The sequence below is a fragment of the Mesorhizobium sp. M7D.F.Ca.US.004.01.2.1 genome (assembly GCF_003997785.1).
Classification (GTDB): Bacteria; Pseudomonadota; Alphaproteobacteria; order Rhizobiales; family Rhizobiaceae; genus Mesorhizobium; species Mesorhizobium loti.
This window is the reverse complement of the sequence record NZ_RZRQ01000003.1, coordinates 61,153-77,649: the sequence shown is the minus strand read 5'-3', so window position 1 is coordinate 77,649 and position 16,497 is coordinate 61,153. Positions and strand designations below refer to the sequence as shown.

Below are 16,497 nucleotides of genomic sequence, written 5' to 3'. Positions count from 1 at the left end.
CTGTGGGGCTTCGAGGAGCTGATAGAGGTGGCGCGCGCCACCACGCCGCACACTTTCGACACTGAAATCCTGCTCGCTTTCCGTCAGCCGGGTCAACCGGGGGTGCCAATCGGCCCGCTTTGGCTGGAGGGCGCGATGCGTGACATCACCAGCCTCGGCAGTTCGGCCGTGCTGGTGCTGATCACGGCGGCGACGATCCTCTATCTGCTGCTGATCCGCCGGCCGGCAACGGCAATTTTCATCTTCGTGGCGGTGGCCGGCGGCCAGGTGCTGTCGAGCCTGCTGAAAGCCGGCATCGACCGGCCCCGCCCCGAACTCGTCTCGCATCTCGTCAACGAAACTTCGCTGTCCTTTCCCAGCGGCCACGCCATGCTGTCGGCGGTGACCTACCTTACGCTCGGCGCGCTGGCAGCGCGCTTCCTGCCGGGGCGAACGACGAAGATCTATGTGCTGTCGCTGGCGGTGCTGACGACGCTGCTGGTCGGCATCAGCCGCATCTATCTTGGTGTGCACTGGCCATCGGATGTGCTGGCCGGCTGGTGCGCCGGCTTCGTCTGGGCGATGCTGTGCTGGCTCATGGCCTGGGCGTGGCAGCGATGGCGCGGGCAGCGCCTGGACGGCGACAGCGAGACTGGAGATTAGATCAGCCGGTTGATCAGCCCGTGCCCGCAACCCGTCAACAGCAAAACCACCGACAGCAAGGCTGCCGATGTCATCCAAGCTCTGGAAATCTTCAACTGCTCACCCCGAGGGAAGGCTGCCTCGATATCTTCCCGGCAATGACCAGCCTAGCATGCCTGTCTTGCTCCCCGCCATCCGGTTTCCCGAGAGGGTACATGTTTCATATATGCATTATGATGGTTGAAACATCATCATGACTGTATTATACGTTGATACCGCAGACTCAGACGGGGGTTTTGGCCGATGATCACTGCCGCGCAGATGCGCGCCGCAAGGGCGCTGGCCGGCATCGATCAAAAGACGCTCGCCGAGCGCGCCGGCGTTTCGCTTCCGACTATCCAGCGCATGGAGGCGAGTGATGGCGTGGTCAGGGGCGTGGTCGACACGCTGATGAAGGTCATCCAGGCCCTTGACGAGGCCGGGGTGGAATTGATCGGCGAGAACCAGACCAGCGAGCGCGGTGGCAGGGGCGTGCGCCTCAAGCAGACCGTGCCGCGCTAAGCCTCTCCCGCAACCCGAGTCGGCACACATAAGTCGCGACGCGACCGCCGACGTTCCTGCCGACGATCCCGCCGCCTTCACGGAGCGGAAGGCACATTCATGGACCAGAGCCATCCGGCAAGCCACCATCCGGCGAGGCCGACATTTTACGAACTGTTCACGCCAAAACTGGTGACGGTCTGGCGCGAAGGTTACCGCCTGCCGCAGTTCAAGGCCGACTTCATGGCCGGCCTGACCGTCGCCATCGTCGCACTGCCGCTGTCGATGGCGATCGCCATCGCGTCGGGGGTGACGCCGGAGCGCGGCCTGTTCACCGCCATCGTCGGCGGCTTCATCGTCTCCGCGCTTGGGGGCAGCCGTTTCCAGATCGGCGGACCCGCTGGCGCCTTCATCGTGTTGGTGGCGGCAACGGTTCAGCGCGAAGGTGTCGACGGTCTTCTGCTGGCAACGATGATGTCGGGCGTCTTCCTGCTCGCGATCGGCTATCTGAGGCTCGGCACCTACATCAAATTCATCCCCTATCCGGTGACGGTCGGCTTCACCGCCGGCATCTCGATCATCATCTTCTCCGGCCAGATCGTCGAATTGTTCGGGTTGAAGCTTGCAGGCACCGAGCCCGGACCGCTTCTGCCGAAGCTGATGGCGATCGGTGAGGCGGCCGGCACGCTCAACATCTCGGCGACACTGGTGGCGGTGCTGACCATCGTCACCATTGTCGCGGTGAAACGCTGGCGGCCGGGCTGGCCGGGCATGCTGATCGCCGTCGGCCTGGCCTCGCTGGTGGTGGCGCTGCTGGCGCTGCCGGCGGAAACGATCGGCACGCGTTACGGCGGCATTCCGCGCAGCCTGCCGTTTCCGGCACTGCCGGCGCTCAGCCTCGACAAGGCGATCGCCGTGCTGCCGGACGCCGTCGCCTTTGCGCTGCTCGGTGCGATCGAATCGCTGCTGTCGGCGGTTGTCGCCGATGGCATGACGGGCCGGCGGCACCGTTCAAATTGCGAACTGGTGGCGCAAGGCTTCGCCAATATCGCCTCGGCTCTGTTCGGCGGCATCTGCACCACCGGCACCATCGCCCGCACCGCCACCAATGTGCGGGCCGGCGCACATGGGCCGATCTCGGGCATGTTGCATTCGCTGTTCCTGCTTGTCTTCATGCTGGTGGCGGCACCGCTGGCCAGCTACATCCCGCTCGCCGCCCTTGCCGGCGTGCTGGCGGTCGTCTGCTGGAACATGTTCGAAAAACAGGCCTTCGCCACCCTGTTGCGCGCTTCGCGCGGCGATGCGCTGGTGCTGATGGCAACCTTCCTGATCGTCGTCTTCCGCGACCTCACCGAAGGGATCGTCGTCGGCTTTGTGCTGGGGTCGATCCTGTTCATCGACCGCATGTCCAAGAGCATTGCCGTCGAGGCCGATCAGCCGCTGGTGCAGGAGGATGTCGCCGACAGCAGCAACGCCTACGATTCCAGCGAGGCGACCGATGCCGACACCGTCGTCTACCGCATTTCGGGCGCCTTCTTCTTCGGCGCTGCGTCGACCGTCGGCACCGTGCTCGACCGCATTGCCGACCAGCGCAAGAACTTCATCCTCGACTGTTCGGCCGTACCGTTCTTCGATTCGACGGCGGCCAATGTCATCGAGGGCGCCGCCCACAAGGCGAAGCGCGCCGGTGTCCGCTTCATCATATCGGGTGCCGCGCCCCAGATACGGCGCATGCTGATCAATCATGGCGTCAAGCGTCCGCTGGTGACCTATGCCGCCTCGATCCGCGACGCACGGGCGCAGTTGAAAGGGAAGCTGGAGACGGAGTAGGGCGCGGCTTGAACGACCGCTTTGCGCCTCTTATCAGCCGTAGATATCAGCTTTACCGCTGCCTGAAAGCAGACATTGCCGCCCACCACGCTGAAGGTCGCGATTGCGAGAACAATAGTAGTGACCGCAAAGCGACTCGTGCTGATTGAATAGCGGACTACCACATATTGGTATGGTGCAACGACTCCGTGGGTGCCTTATTCTTCCTTGTCCAGTTCCTGCATCGGCGTGTTCGTTCCGTTCGCGCCGGAGGTGATGCAATAGCTTGCGCAGTGATGCCAAACTCGCTTGCACGCTTATTGACGGTCGCCCCCCCGGCCGCGATGCACGGTACTTCGACAAGGAGTTTGCATGGCAAGCCTCGATTTTGGCTTTGTTACTCAGACGAAGCGCGCCGGCTTGGCCGTTCGTCCAATGAGGATTGGGAGATCGGCCAGAAACTTCCTGCTGGCATCAGATCCCGAAGCGTTGATCAACATCGGCCGCTTGGTCACCGCGCTATTCGCTGTCCTGGCGATCTATCTTGATCCCACCGACCCAGCGTCGTTTTTGTTTGAATCGCAGGTGGTTCTTGGCCTCTACATGGTCCTTTCCCTGCTTTTGGTGGTATTTCCGTTTCGGAAGTCTCTTGGCAGCCCAGTCCACCTCCTCGTTCACCTCATCGATGCCGTAATACTTGGCTGTCTCGCTTTTTTGACGGACGAACTCACAAGTCCGTTCTTTTCCTTCCTGCCTTTTATCTTACTTGCCATGACCCTGCGCTGGGGACTGAGGGGAGCTTTCTTGGGCGCTGTCGTTCTGCAGGTCGTTCTGGTCATTATCGGTGTGCCCGATCTGGAGAACGGCGGTCCGTCCGAACTTAATGTATTTATCATGCGTGCGACTTATTTCATGGTTGCGGCCGTTATGCTCGGCTATTTCGGCGCTTATCGTGAGCACCACCGCCAGCGTCTGACGCAGCTTGCCCATTGGCCGTTCGATGCAATTACTGGCGATCGACTGTCATGGCTCTACGGCCTTTTCAATCACGCGGCCGACGTAATGGGTGACCCTCGCCTGGTGGTCGTTTGGCGGGATCAGGAGGAGGATATCGGCAGCGTCGCCTATTGGCTGCAGGGCGATTTGCGGCTGATCGATGTTCGGGACGCGGTTTTCTGGAACCAACACGATCCGGAACCGCCGATGCCCGATCTCGACCGAAGCGGAACGGCGCCGGTCATCGAAGCCGAAGTAGCAGGAATTTTCCGCGACCTGCCGGAACTGGCGGCGGAAGTTCGCACGCCCTTCAAATATATCTGCTCGGCCGCATTCTCCAGCGTGCGGTATCGCGGCCGGGTTTTCGTCATCGATCCGGCCTGTCATCCCGACGAATGCGGTTCGCTCACTGAAATCATCGCTATGCGATTCAGATCGGAACTAGGGCGTCTCGCGCTGATGCAGCAAACAACCGAGGCGGCCCGCGCTGAAGAGCGCGCGAGGCTCGCGCGCGACCTCCATGACAGCATCCTGCAGGATCTCACTGCCGCTAGCCTGAAACTCAAGCTCATCGCCAAATCCGTTCCCAAGGAACCAAAAGCTAACGTGGCCGATGTGAATACGCTCGTTTTCAATTTGCAACAGCGCATCCGGCAATATGTCGATGACCAGCGCTCCGTCCACCAATATGATGAGGCGCCGCTCTGCCGGGCGCTGCCCGGTCTAACAAAGCTTCTGAGGCAGCAATGGGATTGCCGGATCGAGGCTACCCTCGATCCGCCGGACCTCGAAGTTCCAAAATCCATGCAGCATGAAATCATGCAGCTCGTCTCTGAGGCCACCGCCAACGCCGTCCGGCATGGGAAGGCAACGCAAGTGCGGATTGAGCTTGTTCGTGCCGATTCCGGCGTTGAGCTCGAAATTTCCGACAACGGATCGGGAATGGCAACTGATGTCGAACCGAAACGGCCCTTGTCGCTGTGCGCGCGGGTTAGCGAACTCAAGGGTAACCTGACAATCTGCGGCGCGTCGCCGGGACTGAGCCTGCGCATTGCATTGCCCCTGGGCCAGGTAGCGCGATAATGTATTCGGTTGTCCTCGCTGACGATCACCCTTTGCTGCTTCGCGGATTGCAGGGTCTGCTGAAAACCGCGCCGGATTTCAATGTGTTGGCGGCAACGGCGAGCGGGGCGCAAGCGTTGTCGCTCATTAGCGATCTCCGACCCGATCTGGCCGTGCTTGATGTTTCCATGCCGGATGTTGGCGGACTGGAGATCCAGCGAACCGTTTTTAAAGGGCGGTTGCCGGTGAAGGTAATTTTCCTCACCGCGACTCTGACAGGCCGCCAGATCGCGGACGCAATATCAATGGGTGTGTGTGGCATCCTCTTGAAGGAGTATGCCCCCGAAGCACTCTTGGACTGCATGCGGCAGGTCGCAAGCGGAGAGAAGTGGCTGCCGCCGGAGCTAGTAGTCAGGGCAACGAGCGCCGGGCCATCCGATAGCCCTCAAAAACTCGATCTGCTGACCGTCCGCGAAAGGGAGGTCGCGGTACAGATCTGCGGAGGATTGTCCAACCGAGCCATTGCACAGAAATTGGGAACAACCGAAGGGACCATCGGCATTCATCTAAACAACATCTACCGCAAGCTGGAGATCACCAATCGCACGACACTTGCTGCGCTCCATCTCCAATATATGGCAAGCCCGAATGGCTGATTTCAATCAGGGTCGCACAGGCAGAATAATCAGGGTTGGACTTGGCTTGATTGTTGGGGCGACGTTTGTTGTCCTTGCCATGCGCAATGTCCACATTGCAGAGGTTGGCGCTATGCTCCGCCGTGCGACCGTCGCGCCACTCCTCTTTGCCATCTGCGCCTTTGTTATTGACTTTCTTCTGAGGGCAGTCCGGTTCTGGATGATGCTGCAATGGACGACCGGTCGCCGCTTGCCGTTGAAACCTACGGTCGGTCCCTTTATAGCCAGCTTCGGCATGAGTGATGTTCTTCCCCTGCGGGTTGGGGATGGTTTCCGTGTTCTGTGGTTTAGCCGCCAGTTCGATATCCCGGCAGGGACAGTTATCGGCACCATGATCATCGAGCGCATTCTCGATCTTGTCACCATCGTCCTATTGGGTGCGATGTCACTGGCGCTGGTTGACCTCACTGCTTCACCCGCATTGGTGTGGAATTTCCAGCTTTTGCTCATTCTCTCGCTTAGCGGTGGATTGGGGGTGCTATTTGCCCCGGCGCTTTGTTACCGCTTGCTCGAAAAATTATTCCGGCGGGTCAACTTCGGTCCCATCATTGTTCTGATCACTGCATTGCGGGCCGCATCGGAGGCAATCGCACAAATTAGCTCATGGCGCCGCCTAAGCATGCTCACGGTTATGTCATTTGCCTTGTGGCTTTTGGAAAGTGGTGTTTTTCTTGGGGTTTGGGTCAGCTTAGGCGGATCAACCGATGCCTTGTTGCAACCCTCTCTGGCCTTCGCTTTCAGCACGCTCGGCACGCTTGTGCCGAGTCTCCCGGGGCATTTCGGTCCGTTTGAATTCTTTGGGCTTCAGGCCTTCACGCTCGCAGGGGTGGACACCCCAATGGCGGCGGCCGTCGTGTTGCTGGCCCATCTTATTCTGTGGGCGCCTACAGCTCTCTTTGGAATCGGGTGGCTGTTGTCGGCGGCGACGCAGAAACCAGATGCTTCAAGCAAAATCCAGACCTCGGGCTGATCTGCATCTGGAACGGGATCGGTCAGCGAACTGCAATATCAATTCAGTTAAATCGGCTTTCAACGGCGTGTGTCGCGTTGCGATGGGCGATGGCCATGACGGTGCCCTGAGGATTGACGATCGTCGGCCCGCACAAGAGGGACGCGTCGGCGATATAAAGTCCATCAGCATCACGAACGCGGCCGAACGAATCCGTCGCGCAAATGGCGTCGTTTCCACCCATCGGACATGATGAAAATACGTGCACCGAGGTCATGCTGCCATCGCTGCCGGCAAACGTAGCGGGAAGTTTTCGGACATCTTCCATGGAACGGAGCACCGGATAGCCCGGAACACTCGGATAGACAGCGACAGCGCCAGCGGCAAATAGCGCCTCGGCCAATCGCTTTAGGCCATCGGCGAGTTTTCCGAGATCCGCCTCATTTTGCCAGACCCTCACCAACGGATCGCGAAAAAACGGCAGGTTGCGCACCGTCGCCCTTCCGCTCGCTGCCTGCACATAATATATCCCCATGCGACGCCAGTGCTGATCGATTTCCGCGAAGTGCCCGGCATGATTTGCCATTGCGAGACCGAGCATCGGCCGTTTGCTGATAGAGCATCCCATGCCGAACCAAGGCTCAAATTCCCTGATTTGATGAACGGGATCGGGATCGTCCGGATTGTTCACATCCCCATCAAACTGCGCGACGACCTTCAGCATCGGGTGGAAATATAGAGAATTGCCAATATTTTTGGTCAAACCGGAACGTCGCAGAAGGGCGGGTGTCTGAACCGCTCCGCAAGCAATGAAGATCCGATCAGTTGAGATTTCTATCCTTTGTGATGGGCCGTTTGGCGGCGCATGCAATGCTTTCACGCACCATTTGCCCCCTGAACGCATCAGTCGGGTCGCACGGGTGTCCGCGATCAGACGGCCGCCTGCTTTGAGAAATCGCGGAACGAAGGTTTCCGACATCGATTGTTTTCGACCTGATTTTCCTGCGCCGTCGTACCGGAACAGACGAGGCGCCTCAGTCGCCTGCCACCCAAGACGGGCAGCCCCGTCGCGCAACCGCGTCGAAATAGGGGGCGTCTCGCCGGGAATATATTCGATCCTGGCGGTGTTCTCGCAGGCAACGAAGTGGGGCATCAGCCGGTCGAGAGACAAGTCCCCGACTTTGAAGATGGCCCGCCACTGATCGAGCAAATGTTCCGGCGCGCGGTGATAGAGGCCACGGTTGATCTCGCTGCCGCCGCCAACGCACCGACCTTCGACATAAGCAATTTTTGACGGACCAAAGGCTATGCAGATACCGGCATTTCGATATTTGACAAGCAACTCTTCCTTTGAAAAATGCGGGACCGACTGAAGCGACAAGTTTTGGCCTTCTTCGACCAGAAGCACTGATTTGCCCGCTTCCGCACACAAGGTCGCGGTCACCGCGCCGCCGGGCCCGGAACCGATGACCACGATGTCAGCCGTCATTTGGCTCGTGACAGGCTCAGTTGTGTTCACGATGCGATCCACATTCCACGTCCTGCTTGTAGAGTTCAGAATAGAGCCCAAAGAACGTCAAGGTCCGGTAGAAGGAGATTAGCGCGGGCCGGATCTTCAGACGTGAAAATTGCCAATGCCTCAACTGATCCGCGCGACGGTCAGGGCTCAGCTGATGAAAGGGCTTTCCGGCGACCGGGAAGGACCAGGCATCGAATACGAGGGTCAGGATACGAAAGGCCAGACGGAGGTAGTCCGGCATGCCCGCATGCGCCGCCAATACATAGATCCCGATGGCCTCAGCGATTTCGGGAGTTTCCCGCGAGGGCAGTTCCTGGCGGATCAAGGTGTCCGCGATGGCCTGGACACATTTTTCAAAACTCGGAAGGGGTGAATGCACCGCTTTTCTCCAGCGACTGCACCACGGGCTGGAACAGCGCATCGTGATAAGACTGGAAAGTCCTGCATCGCGGGTCCCTGCGCGTGGATCTTATGATGGCGGGCATGCCGACACGGTTTGCCACCGCCCAATCGCGGTCAAAGCGGTCGCCTATCATCAGCGAGCGGCTCGGATCCACACCGGTCGCACCAAGTATCTTGCGCAGCCCGGCGGGGTCGGGCTTTATCCTTCGCACGTCGTCGTCTGCGGCGCTGACTACAAAGTCCGCCTTAAGCGCCAGAGCCTTGAGCTTCTCAATGGCGGGATAGTCGGAACACACGGCAATCGTCCGACCTGAGCGGTGCAGAGCATCGAAAAGTCCCTCGACCCCCGAATAGCGGCAGGCGCCGAGATAGGCGAGAGGGCGTCGCTCGACCCATTCGTTGACAACTTCGCGAACGTACACCTCAGAACAGCCGCATCGCATCGCCGTGTCTTCAAACTGGCGATCCACGAAATCGGTCTGCACTTGCTCCGCCAGCGCTTCCCTGCATTGCCGGAATGTGCGCAGAACATTCAATGTCTTGAGGCTTCTTGTCCGCATGGCGGCGTGCAGCAAATTCAGCGCCATGCGCGTCCTGAGACGCCGCTGATTGTAGAGGGTCCCGTCCATGTCGAAGATCACGAGATCGATGTCACTCCATATGATGGACTGGTCGGGCTTTCTCATTGCATGTCGACAGGTTTGAAGCTGGGCGCCGACAGATCGTAAAGCCACGGCAAATCAACGAACGACAAGATGAATATCGCCATCACTGCCAGGATCAGCGACGCCATCAGCCGGCGCGATCGAAACATTCTTTCAGGCCGCTGCGCTATGGAATTCTTCAACAAGGAAAGCCACAGATAGGATGCGAACAGGATCGCGAGAAAGGGTAGAGCCAATATGTATTCGAGCCGGTATTTGGTCAGGAAGACCGCAATAAAAAATGCTGCCATCATGGCGTAAAGAAAGCAGGAGACCGTCAGGTTCTCGGCGGTGTAGAAACGGAACGATCGGCGGTAGCGCTGGAGCAAATCCACATTCCCGCTACTGGTAATGTCCCGGTATTCGGAAAGCCGCTTTGCCCCCATGAGGAAGGCGCCGGCAGCCCAATAGCCTAAAAGCAGACTGCTCGGTGGGAGTGCCGCGTGGTCAATCATCGTCCAGCCTAGTGTCAGTCTGATTGGATTGTTCACGGACTCCGAAATTACATCCAGATAAGGCAGATCCTTCGATCGAAGGGGTTTCACGTTGTAGGTCAGCCCCGAAATCAAAAAGATGACGGAGGTGTAGAAAAATGATGTTCCAACCGTCGTGGCGAGCAGAAGGCCGACCGACGCGAAAAGGAAATACTGCAGATAGACCAAGTGCGGCGACAGCGAACTTAGCACGGCGCTGCGCGTGCGTTTGGTTGGATGAAAGGCATCGAATTCTCGGTCGAGCCATTCGTTCAGGACGTAGTTCGCCGAGGCGATGGCAACCGCGCTCAAGAATCCAACCGCGATGGCCCCTGCCGCGTGATCTAGCGGCGGTTCACGCAAGGCATAGGCGACGATTACCCCTGGCAGGATGAAGACGTGCTTGGTCGCATGGTCGAAGCGGGCAATTGCCAGATATTCCTTAAGGCTTGCCCGGGGCGGTGAGATCGCGGCAGCTGGTTTACATCCGTCTGCGTACATGGGTTTGCCCTCCGGTTTTCGGTGCCTGCGACACGAGTGTCACTTGGTCGTTTTGGGCATCACGTAGATACGGCCATCTGCCTCGGTTGCGACGGTGACGAGCGAAAGATGCTGTTTCAGTTCGGCTTCGCTGACGAGATAGAAACGCCAGTCGATGGCGTCGAAGATCGCAACATAGGAATGCTCTTTGGTCAGACTGTCGCGCAGCGTTTGCAGCTGTCTCTCGTACGGATTGGCTGGGTTGTCGCGGCCCGTTCGCAACTGTATGCGTTCCGGAAGGGAATGGGATTCTCGTCTCAGCACATAGGCGATGACGTCGGCCCCATTGCTGTAGATCGATGCATCCGCCGGCAGTTGTCGCAGCGCCTGCATTGTCGGGGAGTTCGCCCATTCGCGGCTGGCATAGCCGACCCCCGAACGATACGCCTCGGACGATCGCACGGCCGTGCGGATCGCGTGGCCGCCGAACACCAGAACGGCGAAGCAGACAAGCCCGTAATGGAGCAGCTTCACCATCCCCTTGGCGTCGTCAACATGGGCTAGAACGATGGTGAGCATCAGAACGGTGGTCACGTAGACCGGAAAGGCGTAGCGGCCACTCAAAGACAGATTCGCTTCAACCGAAGTCGAAAGAACCATGAAACCCAGGTAAAAGAAGAAAAACAGTCCGAAAAGGGTGGGCAGCAGAGCATCGCTCGCCTTGGCCTGTCCCGCGTGCAGCAGCGTTACACGGGCCTGACGGAAAGTCAGGTAGGCGGCGGCGGCAGCAAATGCGCTAAGCAACAAAACGCGGGCTGAGAAAGGCACCTCGTCGGGCAGCAGCCATGCCGTCATCGCCCCAAGGCTTTTCAGCCACTCGCTGGCCCCCATATTGCCGTAAAACCAGAGTGCGCGACCAATGGAACGGTCGGCGATGACCTCACTCATCACCACCCAGCAGAGGAAGATCGCCGTGCTCACCACCGCGAAAATAGTGGCGTCGACGAAGCGGCGGGACAATGTGTGTCGAGGATTGAGAAGAAGGCATACAGCGATCGCTGCGCCAAGCGGCGGCGCGGTGAAGCGCACGAGCGTCGTAAGACCGAGCAGGACGGCGCTTGCCTTCAGCCATGTCCTGTCGTCGGTCTCGAAATAGCGTAGCAGCGCAAGCACGGTGACCAGGAGGAAAAACAGGAACGGCGGTTCTGACATCGCAAGGGAATGAAGCGTCACGAACTGAGGGGCAAGCGTGATGATCGCGGTCCCAGCGGCGGCATAGATGTATTTGCCGCTAGCCCGCACCAGCAGATGCCAGATCAGGATCGTGTTCGCACAGACGAAGAATAGACCGATTGCTTTTGCTCCGACTGGCAGGTCGACCCCGGTCGCGGAAACTCCTGTCAGCAGCCATGCATAGAGCGGTGCATCGTAGGGCCGCTCGCTGATCCCCATATAGCGCAAGCTGTCGGGATATATTCCGATGCCGTAGCGTGTGTTGATCAGAAATAGAACAAGCGAAGCCAGCGAAAAGAAAGCCACGCCGGCCCAATAGAGCCGACTCCCAAGACCGATACCTGATGTCCAGCGGCTCTCGGTCGAATTGAGGATGTAACCATCCATGGTCTAAGCCCCCATCGCAGACTCTGCGCGCCGCCTTCAGGCGATGCCCTTGAAGACGCGCTTTATGTTTTTCGCTACGAAGCGAACAGTCGCATCGCCCAGTCCTCGGGAAAGAATGTCGTCCAGCGCCGCGATGAGCTTGTCGATTTGCTTTTCCCGCACAACAAAGGGCGGCATGAAATGCAGGATGTCCCGCGCGCCCGGCTGGAAATGCACCAGAATGTCGTGCCGGTCGTAGAGCTCGCGGACAAGAGCGCCGATCAACACCGTCTGATAGGTCTGGAACAGCGGATTTCTATCGATGTCCACCAGCTTTTCCGCCAGGCCTTGATGAAAGTTCAAACGGATCGCCTGAAACATTCCGCGTCCGCGCACATCGAGAACGTGTTTCGGGTGCTTTGTTTTCAGCCGCTGAAGGCCCTTGGACAGGTAGTCACCCATCCTCTCGGCGTTTTCGATTAACCGCTCGTCTTGCAGGATATTAAGCGTCTCAATCGCGACGGCGCAGCTTTCGCCAAGTCCGCTGAAGCTGGAACTGTGCAGATTGCAATCCTGTTTGTTGCCGTAAGCCCGATCGAACAAAACTTGCGAGGTGACCATGGCAGCCACCTCCCGTTTGCCGCCGCCGAGGGTCTTGGCAAGCGTCACGATGTCGGGAACGGCAGCCTCATGCTGGAAAGCGCAGAACCTGCCGCTTCGCCCCATGCCGACCTTTACCTCGTCGAAGATGGACAGGATATCGTTGTCCCGGCAATGCTGAACGAATTCGGTCAAATAACCAGCGGGAGGGATTTCGCAGGAGGTACCCCGAATTGTCTCGACGATCGCGGCAATAATAGAATTGCCGCCGCTGCCATCCGTCTCTGCGCTGATCGCCTCTCGCAGTGAACCGATGTCGCCATACCTGGCATAAATGACGTTTTCCTTCGGCACGCCCAAAAGGAATCCCGATTGCACGTCGGTCGCGGTCGTTAGGGAGAGCGCCCCGTGGGTTTTGCCGTGAAACGCGCCCTGCATGCAGAGGAATTTCTTCTTGCCTTTGGGAGTCTGCACGCGCTCGCTCAGCTTCATTGCTGCCTCATTCGCTTCGGCGCCTGAGACTGCGAGAAATGAGACGGCTAATGGCGCCGGCAGGAATCGCGACAGGTTATACGCAAGCGCGCCCTGCAATTTGTGCGGCGCGACCTTGATGCAGTCGACGATCTTGCGCTCATGGCATTTGCGCTCCGCCTCAATAATGCGCGGATGGTTGTGCCCGAGGCCCAGCACGCCGAGACCCGCGGAAAAGTCGAGGAGCGTACGGCCATCATTCAGCCAGATCTCGACTCCCCGCGCGCCCTTCATATCCATATCCTTCAGTCCAAGGATATCGAAGAGCTGAAGCATATATTTATTCAAATGTTCGGAATAGAGTCTATTTGCCGAATTATTGTCGAGGTCAAAGCTCTGTTCAAGGGAAAGCAATGATCTTTCATTGTTGATTTCGGGACTATTTTGCGCCTCCGCAACACGGATCATATTCAATTTTCATACTCCCAAGCATCCGGCAATTTAGAATATTACCATGAGCAGAAGCGCTCGGCTATTTAACGAATTATATAGATCTGGCTTTATAGAGCCGGCGGCCATGATCGCCCGCCAAAGATCGTTGGCCCTCATTGGCGCCTCGATCCGCGACGCACGGGCGCAGCTGAAGGGGAAACCGGAGACGGAGTAGCAGCCGGGATTTGCGGGCCGGTGGCCACTTGGTACAAGGTGTCCGCCGGTTGAACGTCAACTTTTGACTCCGAGCTGACTCACGCACGGCGCGACGTGAACGACCGCATTGCGCCTTATCTCGGTCGTAGAGCCGCGCCAGGGCCATGGGTAGTTTCCCAAGTTGCCACCGGCGCGTCTGATAGGACGCAGCCGGCCGATCTGGACAGCTGGACAGCGCCGGCCGGCCGCGTGCATCGATAGGCGCGTGTCGCTTACTGACGAACGCGGATGATCGTCTTCCCCGAACGTCGCTTGGTCGGGTTGAAGGCGGAAACGGCATCGTCGAGGGTCGAGATGTTGCTGATGTTCGTCCGCAGTCGTCCGTCCCGCACCCGCTGGACGATCTCAGTTAGTTGAGCACGATCGGACTCGACAACGAAGTCGACCGCCAGGCCATTGGCGGGCCGCGCGTCGGGCGGCCCGACGACGGTCACCAGTGTTCCGCCGGCTCGAATCAGGCCTGCGGACCGCTTCTGTATGTTGCCGCCGATGACATCGAACACCAGATCGACGTTGCCGACGTCTTCCAGGGCGTCGTTATCGAGGTCGACGAACTCGTTCGCGCCAAAGTCGAGAGCCTTCTGACGGTCGGCGGCGCGTCCGGTGCCGATGACGTAGGCGCCGGCCTCACGTGCGAGTTGCGTCACCATCGAACCGACTGCGCCGGCCGCGCCGTGCGCAAGGACGCTCTGCCCCGCCTGAAGGCGGCCGTGCTGGAACAGTCCCTGCCACGCGGTCAGGCCCGAGATCGGCAGGCTCGCGCCCACCGTGAAGTCGACGTCGCCCGGCAGTGGCGCGAGGTTGCGCGCCTCCATGGCAAGATACTCCGCCAGGGTGCCGTCGCGATACCAATCGGCGAGACCGAACACGCGCTGGCCCACCGACAGTCCCGTTGTGCCGTAGCCGAGGGCGGTGACCACTCCGGCCAGTTCGTGCCCGGGGATCGATGGCGTCCGGTCACGGTGGACGCGATCGGTCCAGGTCGAGGGCCACATCAGCTCAGTCGGGACAAATCCAGACGCATGAACCTGAACGACGACGTCGTTTATCGCTGCCTGCGGCTCGGGCCGCTCGGTCAGCTTCATCCCGGCCGTTCCCGCGGCCTGATCCGTTACTGCGATTGCCTTCATCGGAACTGTCTCCTCGGTCATTTGTCACGTGGCGATGGCCGGTAGATATGTCCGGGTCCGGTCATGAAACAGGACCAAGATTGGCGGGAATGATGGTACCATCGCGCCATGGCCGCTGTGCCCATCCATCTCGACCGCGCCGCAAGGACGCCGCTGGCGACGCAGATCTACCGGGCAGTCCGGGACGCCATCGAGACCGGGCGGCTGGACCCGGGAGCAAAGCTGCCTTCCTGGCTTGACATGGCCGCTCAGCTCGGCGTCTCGCGCGGCACCGTACGCGTCGCGTACCAGCGCCTCATCGACGAGCAGTTCGCGGTCGGCGCCGGCGCGGCGGGCACCCGCGTCGCCGAGGGCCCGTCGCCTTCGTCGGCGCCGTTGTGGTCGCCAGACGTGCCGCCGCTGCCGGAACTGTTCCATACCTATGGAACGCCGCCCCTGCCTTTCCAGATGGGCGTGCCCTCGCAAGACGCCTTTCCGTTCAAGCTGTGGTCGCGCATCTTCGCGCGAGCGGCGCGGCGGGCAGCGGCCGCGCCGGTCAGCTATCCCGATCCCCGGGGTGACCCGCAGCTGCGAAAGGAGATCGCGGCCTATGTCGGGATCGCGCGGGGTCTTCGGTGCAGTCCCGCCCAGGTGTTCATCGCTGCAGGCTATTCCGGGGCGATCGGTCTGGCGGTGCGCGCGCTGCAGGTCGAGGGATCGCGGGCCTTGATCGAGGATCCGAGCTTCCCGATCACACGCAAAGCGCTCGACCTGGCCGGCATCACCGTGACGGCCGTTCCGGTCGACGCCGAAGGCCTGGATGTCGCTTCCGGCGTCCGGAGCGCTCAGGACGCAGCGCTGGCGATCGTCACGCCAGGGCAACATGCGCCGCTCGGGATGACGATGTCGCTGAGCCGCAGGCTTGCGTTGCTCGCTTGGGCTCAGCGGAGCGAGGCCTGGATCATCGAGGACGATTATCTGAGCGAGCTGCAGCTAACCGGCCGGGCGGCTCCAGCGCTCGCTTCGCTCGATCACGGTGGACGGGTCCTGCATATTGGCAGCTTCAGCAAGACGATCAGCCCAGTTCTGCGCCTCGGGTTCGTCGTTGCGCCCATCGAACTGACTGGCCGGTTCGGTGACGTATGCGCCTGCCTGGCGCCGGCTCCAGCCCTAGCGCTCCAAGGCGCGGTGGCCGAGTTCCTGCGCGAGGGGCACTATATTCGGCATCTGCGGCGCATGAAGCGCCTCTACGCGTCTCGGCGGCAGGCCCTGCTCGAGGGCCTCGCACAGGTCGGGTCGGAGTCGCTGAAAGTCGAAGCCACCGCTGGCTTGGCCGTGATTGTCTCGACAACCGCCTCTCTGTCGGACGTGGAGATCGCCCGCCGCGCCCGCTCGTTCGGCTTGGCACCGTCGCCTCTCTCTCAATGGTGCGTCCGATCACCCCCATGGCAGGGGCTCCTGCTCGGCGTGACCAACTTGGATACGGGTCGGCTTCCACAGTATTGCCGGCAGCTCGCGGAAGCGGCGCAATAACGCCACTTGCGCTCGGCGATCCTTGTAGGGGCCGATCCTGCAATGGACTGCTCCTGCCCCTTGGTTTGGGGACACGGCCGTGGCCGCAATACGAGTTCGAGTTGGCGATCCTCGCCGACGAATGACGGTCCATCGGCTGTTGGCGAACGTCTCGGCGGAGCGGCGCCGAGGCGCCAGTTTTCATTCGAGCTTCATGGCCGCCACTTCGCCCTCGCTTATCAACGGCA

Annotated in this window: 14 protein-coding genes; 7 read left to right on the top strand and 7 right to left on the bottom strand. The window is 60.0% G+C overall.

Annotated features, from left to right (window positions below; genetic code table 11):
* The 6 genes from EN993_RS01880 to EN993_RS01855 all read left to right on the top strand — a co-directional run.
* Positions 1-642, top strand: a 642-nt coding sequence (locus EN993_RS01880; RefSeq protein WP_164757512.1) for a phosphatase PAP2 family protein, incomplete at its 5' end; no start/stop codon positions are given.
* A gap of 282 nt (positions 643-924) precedes the next feature.
* Entirely contained in the window at positions 925-1,182 is a 258-nt protein-coding gene (locus EN993_RS01875) for a helix-turn-helix transcriptional regulator (RefSeq protein ID WP_109663459.1), read from the top strand.
* Positions 1,183-1,281: 99 nt separating this feature from the next.
* Positions 1,282-2,991: a SulP family inorganic anion transporter gene (locus EN993_RS01870; RefSeq protein WP_127262229.1), complete on the top strand. Its 1,710-nt coding sequence runs from the start codon at positions 1,282-1,284 to the stop codon at positions 2,989-2,991.
* Between the two features lie 351 nt (positions 2,992-3,342).
* A complete protein-coding gene (locus EN993_RS01865) occupies positions 3,343-5,049 on the top strand; it encodes a histidine kinase (protein WP_109663453.1) in 1,707 nt (568 codons plus the stop codon).
* Positions 5,049-5,684 (top strand): response regulator transcription factor, encoded by a 636-nt coding sequence (locus EN993_RS01860; RefSeq protein ID WP_109663450.1) that lies wholly within the window; start codon positions 5,049-5,051, stop codon positions 5,682-5,684. The genes EN993_RS01865 and EN993_RS01860 overlap by 1 nt, the downstream gene beginning before the upstream one ends.
* Complete coding sequence (locus EN993_RS01855) at positions 5,677-6,693, top strand: lysylphosphatidylglycerol synthase transmembrane domain-containing protein (RefSeq protein WP_109663448.1); 1,017 nt, start codon at positions 5,677-5,679, stop codon at positions 6,691-6,693. The genes EN993_RS01860 and EN993_RS01855 overlap by 8 nt, the downstream gene beginning before the upstream one ends.
* Positions 6,694-6,736: 43 nt before the next feature.
* On the opposite strand, the gene EN993_RS01850 is transcribed toward EN993_RS01855, so the two are convergent.
* The 7 genes from EN993_RS01850 to EN993_RS01820 form a co-directional block, all read right to left on the bottom strand.
* Positions 6,737-8,203 (bottom strand): GMC family oxidoreductase, encoded by a 1,467-nt coding sequence (locus EN993_RS01850; RefSeq protein ID WP_206532334.1) that lies wholly within the window; start codon positions 8,201-8,203, stop codon positions 6,737-6,739.
* Positions 8,178-8,570 carry a hypothetical protein gene (locus tag EN993_RS01845; protein ID WP_127262228.1) on the bottom strand — a complete coding sequence of 131 codons (393 nt, stop codon included), beginning with the start codon at positions 8,568-8,570 and terminating at the stop codon, positions 8,178-8,180. The genes EN993_RS01850 and EN993_RS01845 overlap by 26 nt, the downstream gene beginning before the upstream one ends.
* The gene (locus EN993_RS01840; RefSeq protein ID WP_109663441.1) at positions 8,545-9,279 is read right to left on the bottom strand and encodes an HAD family hydrolase; all 735 of its coding nucleotides are present in this window, start codon (positions 9,277-9,279) and stop codon (positions 8,545-8,547) included. Before EN993_RS01840 ends, EN993_RS01845 begins: the two co-directional genes overlap by 26 nt.
* Positions 9,276-10,271 (bottom strand): UbiA family prenyltransferase, encoded by a 996-nt coding sequence (locus EN993_RS01835; protein ID WP_127262227.1) that lies wholly within the window; start codon positions 10,269-10,271, stop codon positions 9,276-9,278. Before EN993_RS01835 ends, EN993_RS01840 begins: the two co-directional genes overlap by 4 nt.
* A gap of 39 nt (positions 10,272-10,310) precedes the next feature.
* Positions 10,311-11,870: a glycosyltransferase family 39 protein gene (locus tag EN993_RS01830; RefSeq protein ID WP_127262226.1), complete on the bottom strand. Its 1,560-nt coding sequence runs from the start codon at positions 11,868-11,870 to the stop codon at positions 10,311-10,313.
* Between the two features lie 36 nt (positions 11,871-11,906).
* A complete protein-coding gene (locus EN993_RS01825) occupies positions 11,907-13,388 on the bottom strand; it encodes an aspartate aminotransferase family protein (RefSeq protein WP_245468593.1) in 1,482 nt (493 codons plus the stop codon).
* 452 nt (positions 13,389-13,840) lie between these two features.
* Positions 13,841-14,758 (bottom strand): NADP-dependent oxidoreductase, encoded by a 918-nt coding sequence (locus EN993_RS01820; protein WP_127262224.1) that lies wholly within the window; start codon positions 14,756-14,758, stop codon positions 13,841-13,843.
* Between the two features lie 108 nt (positions 14,759-14,866).
* Here EN993_RS01820 and EN993_RS01815 point away from each other — a divergent pair, with 108 nt between their 5' ends.
* Complete coding sequence (locus EN993_RS01815; protein WP_127262223.1) at positions 14,867-16,270, top strand: PLP-dependent aminotransferase family protein; 1,404 nt, start codon at positions 14,867-14,869, stop codon at positions 16,268-16,270.
* Positions 16,271-16,497: the final 227 nt, after the last annotated feature.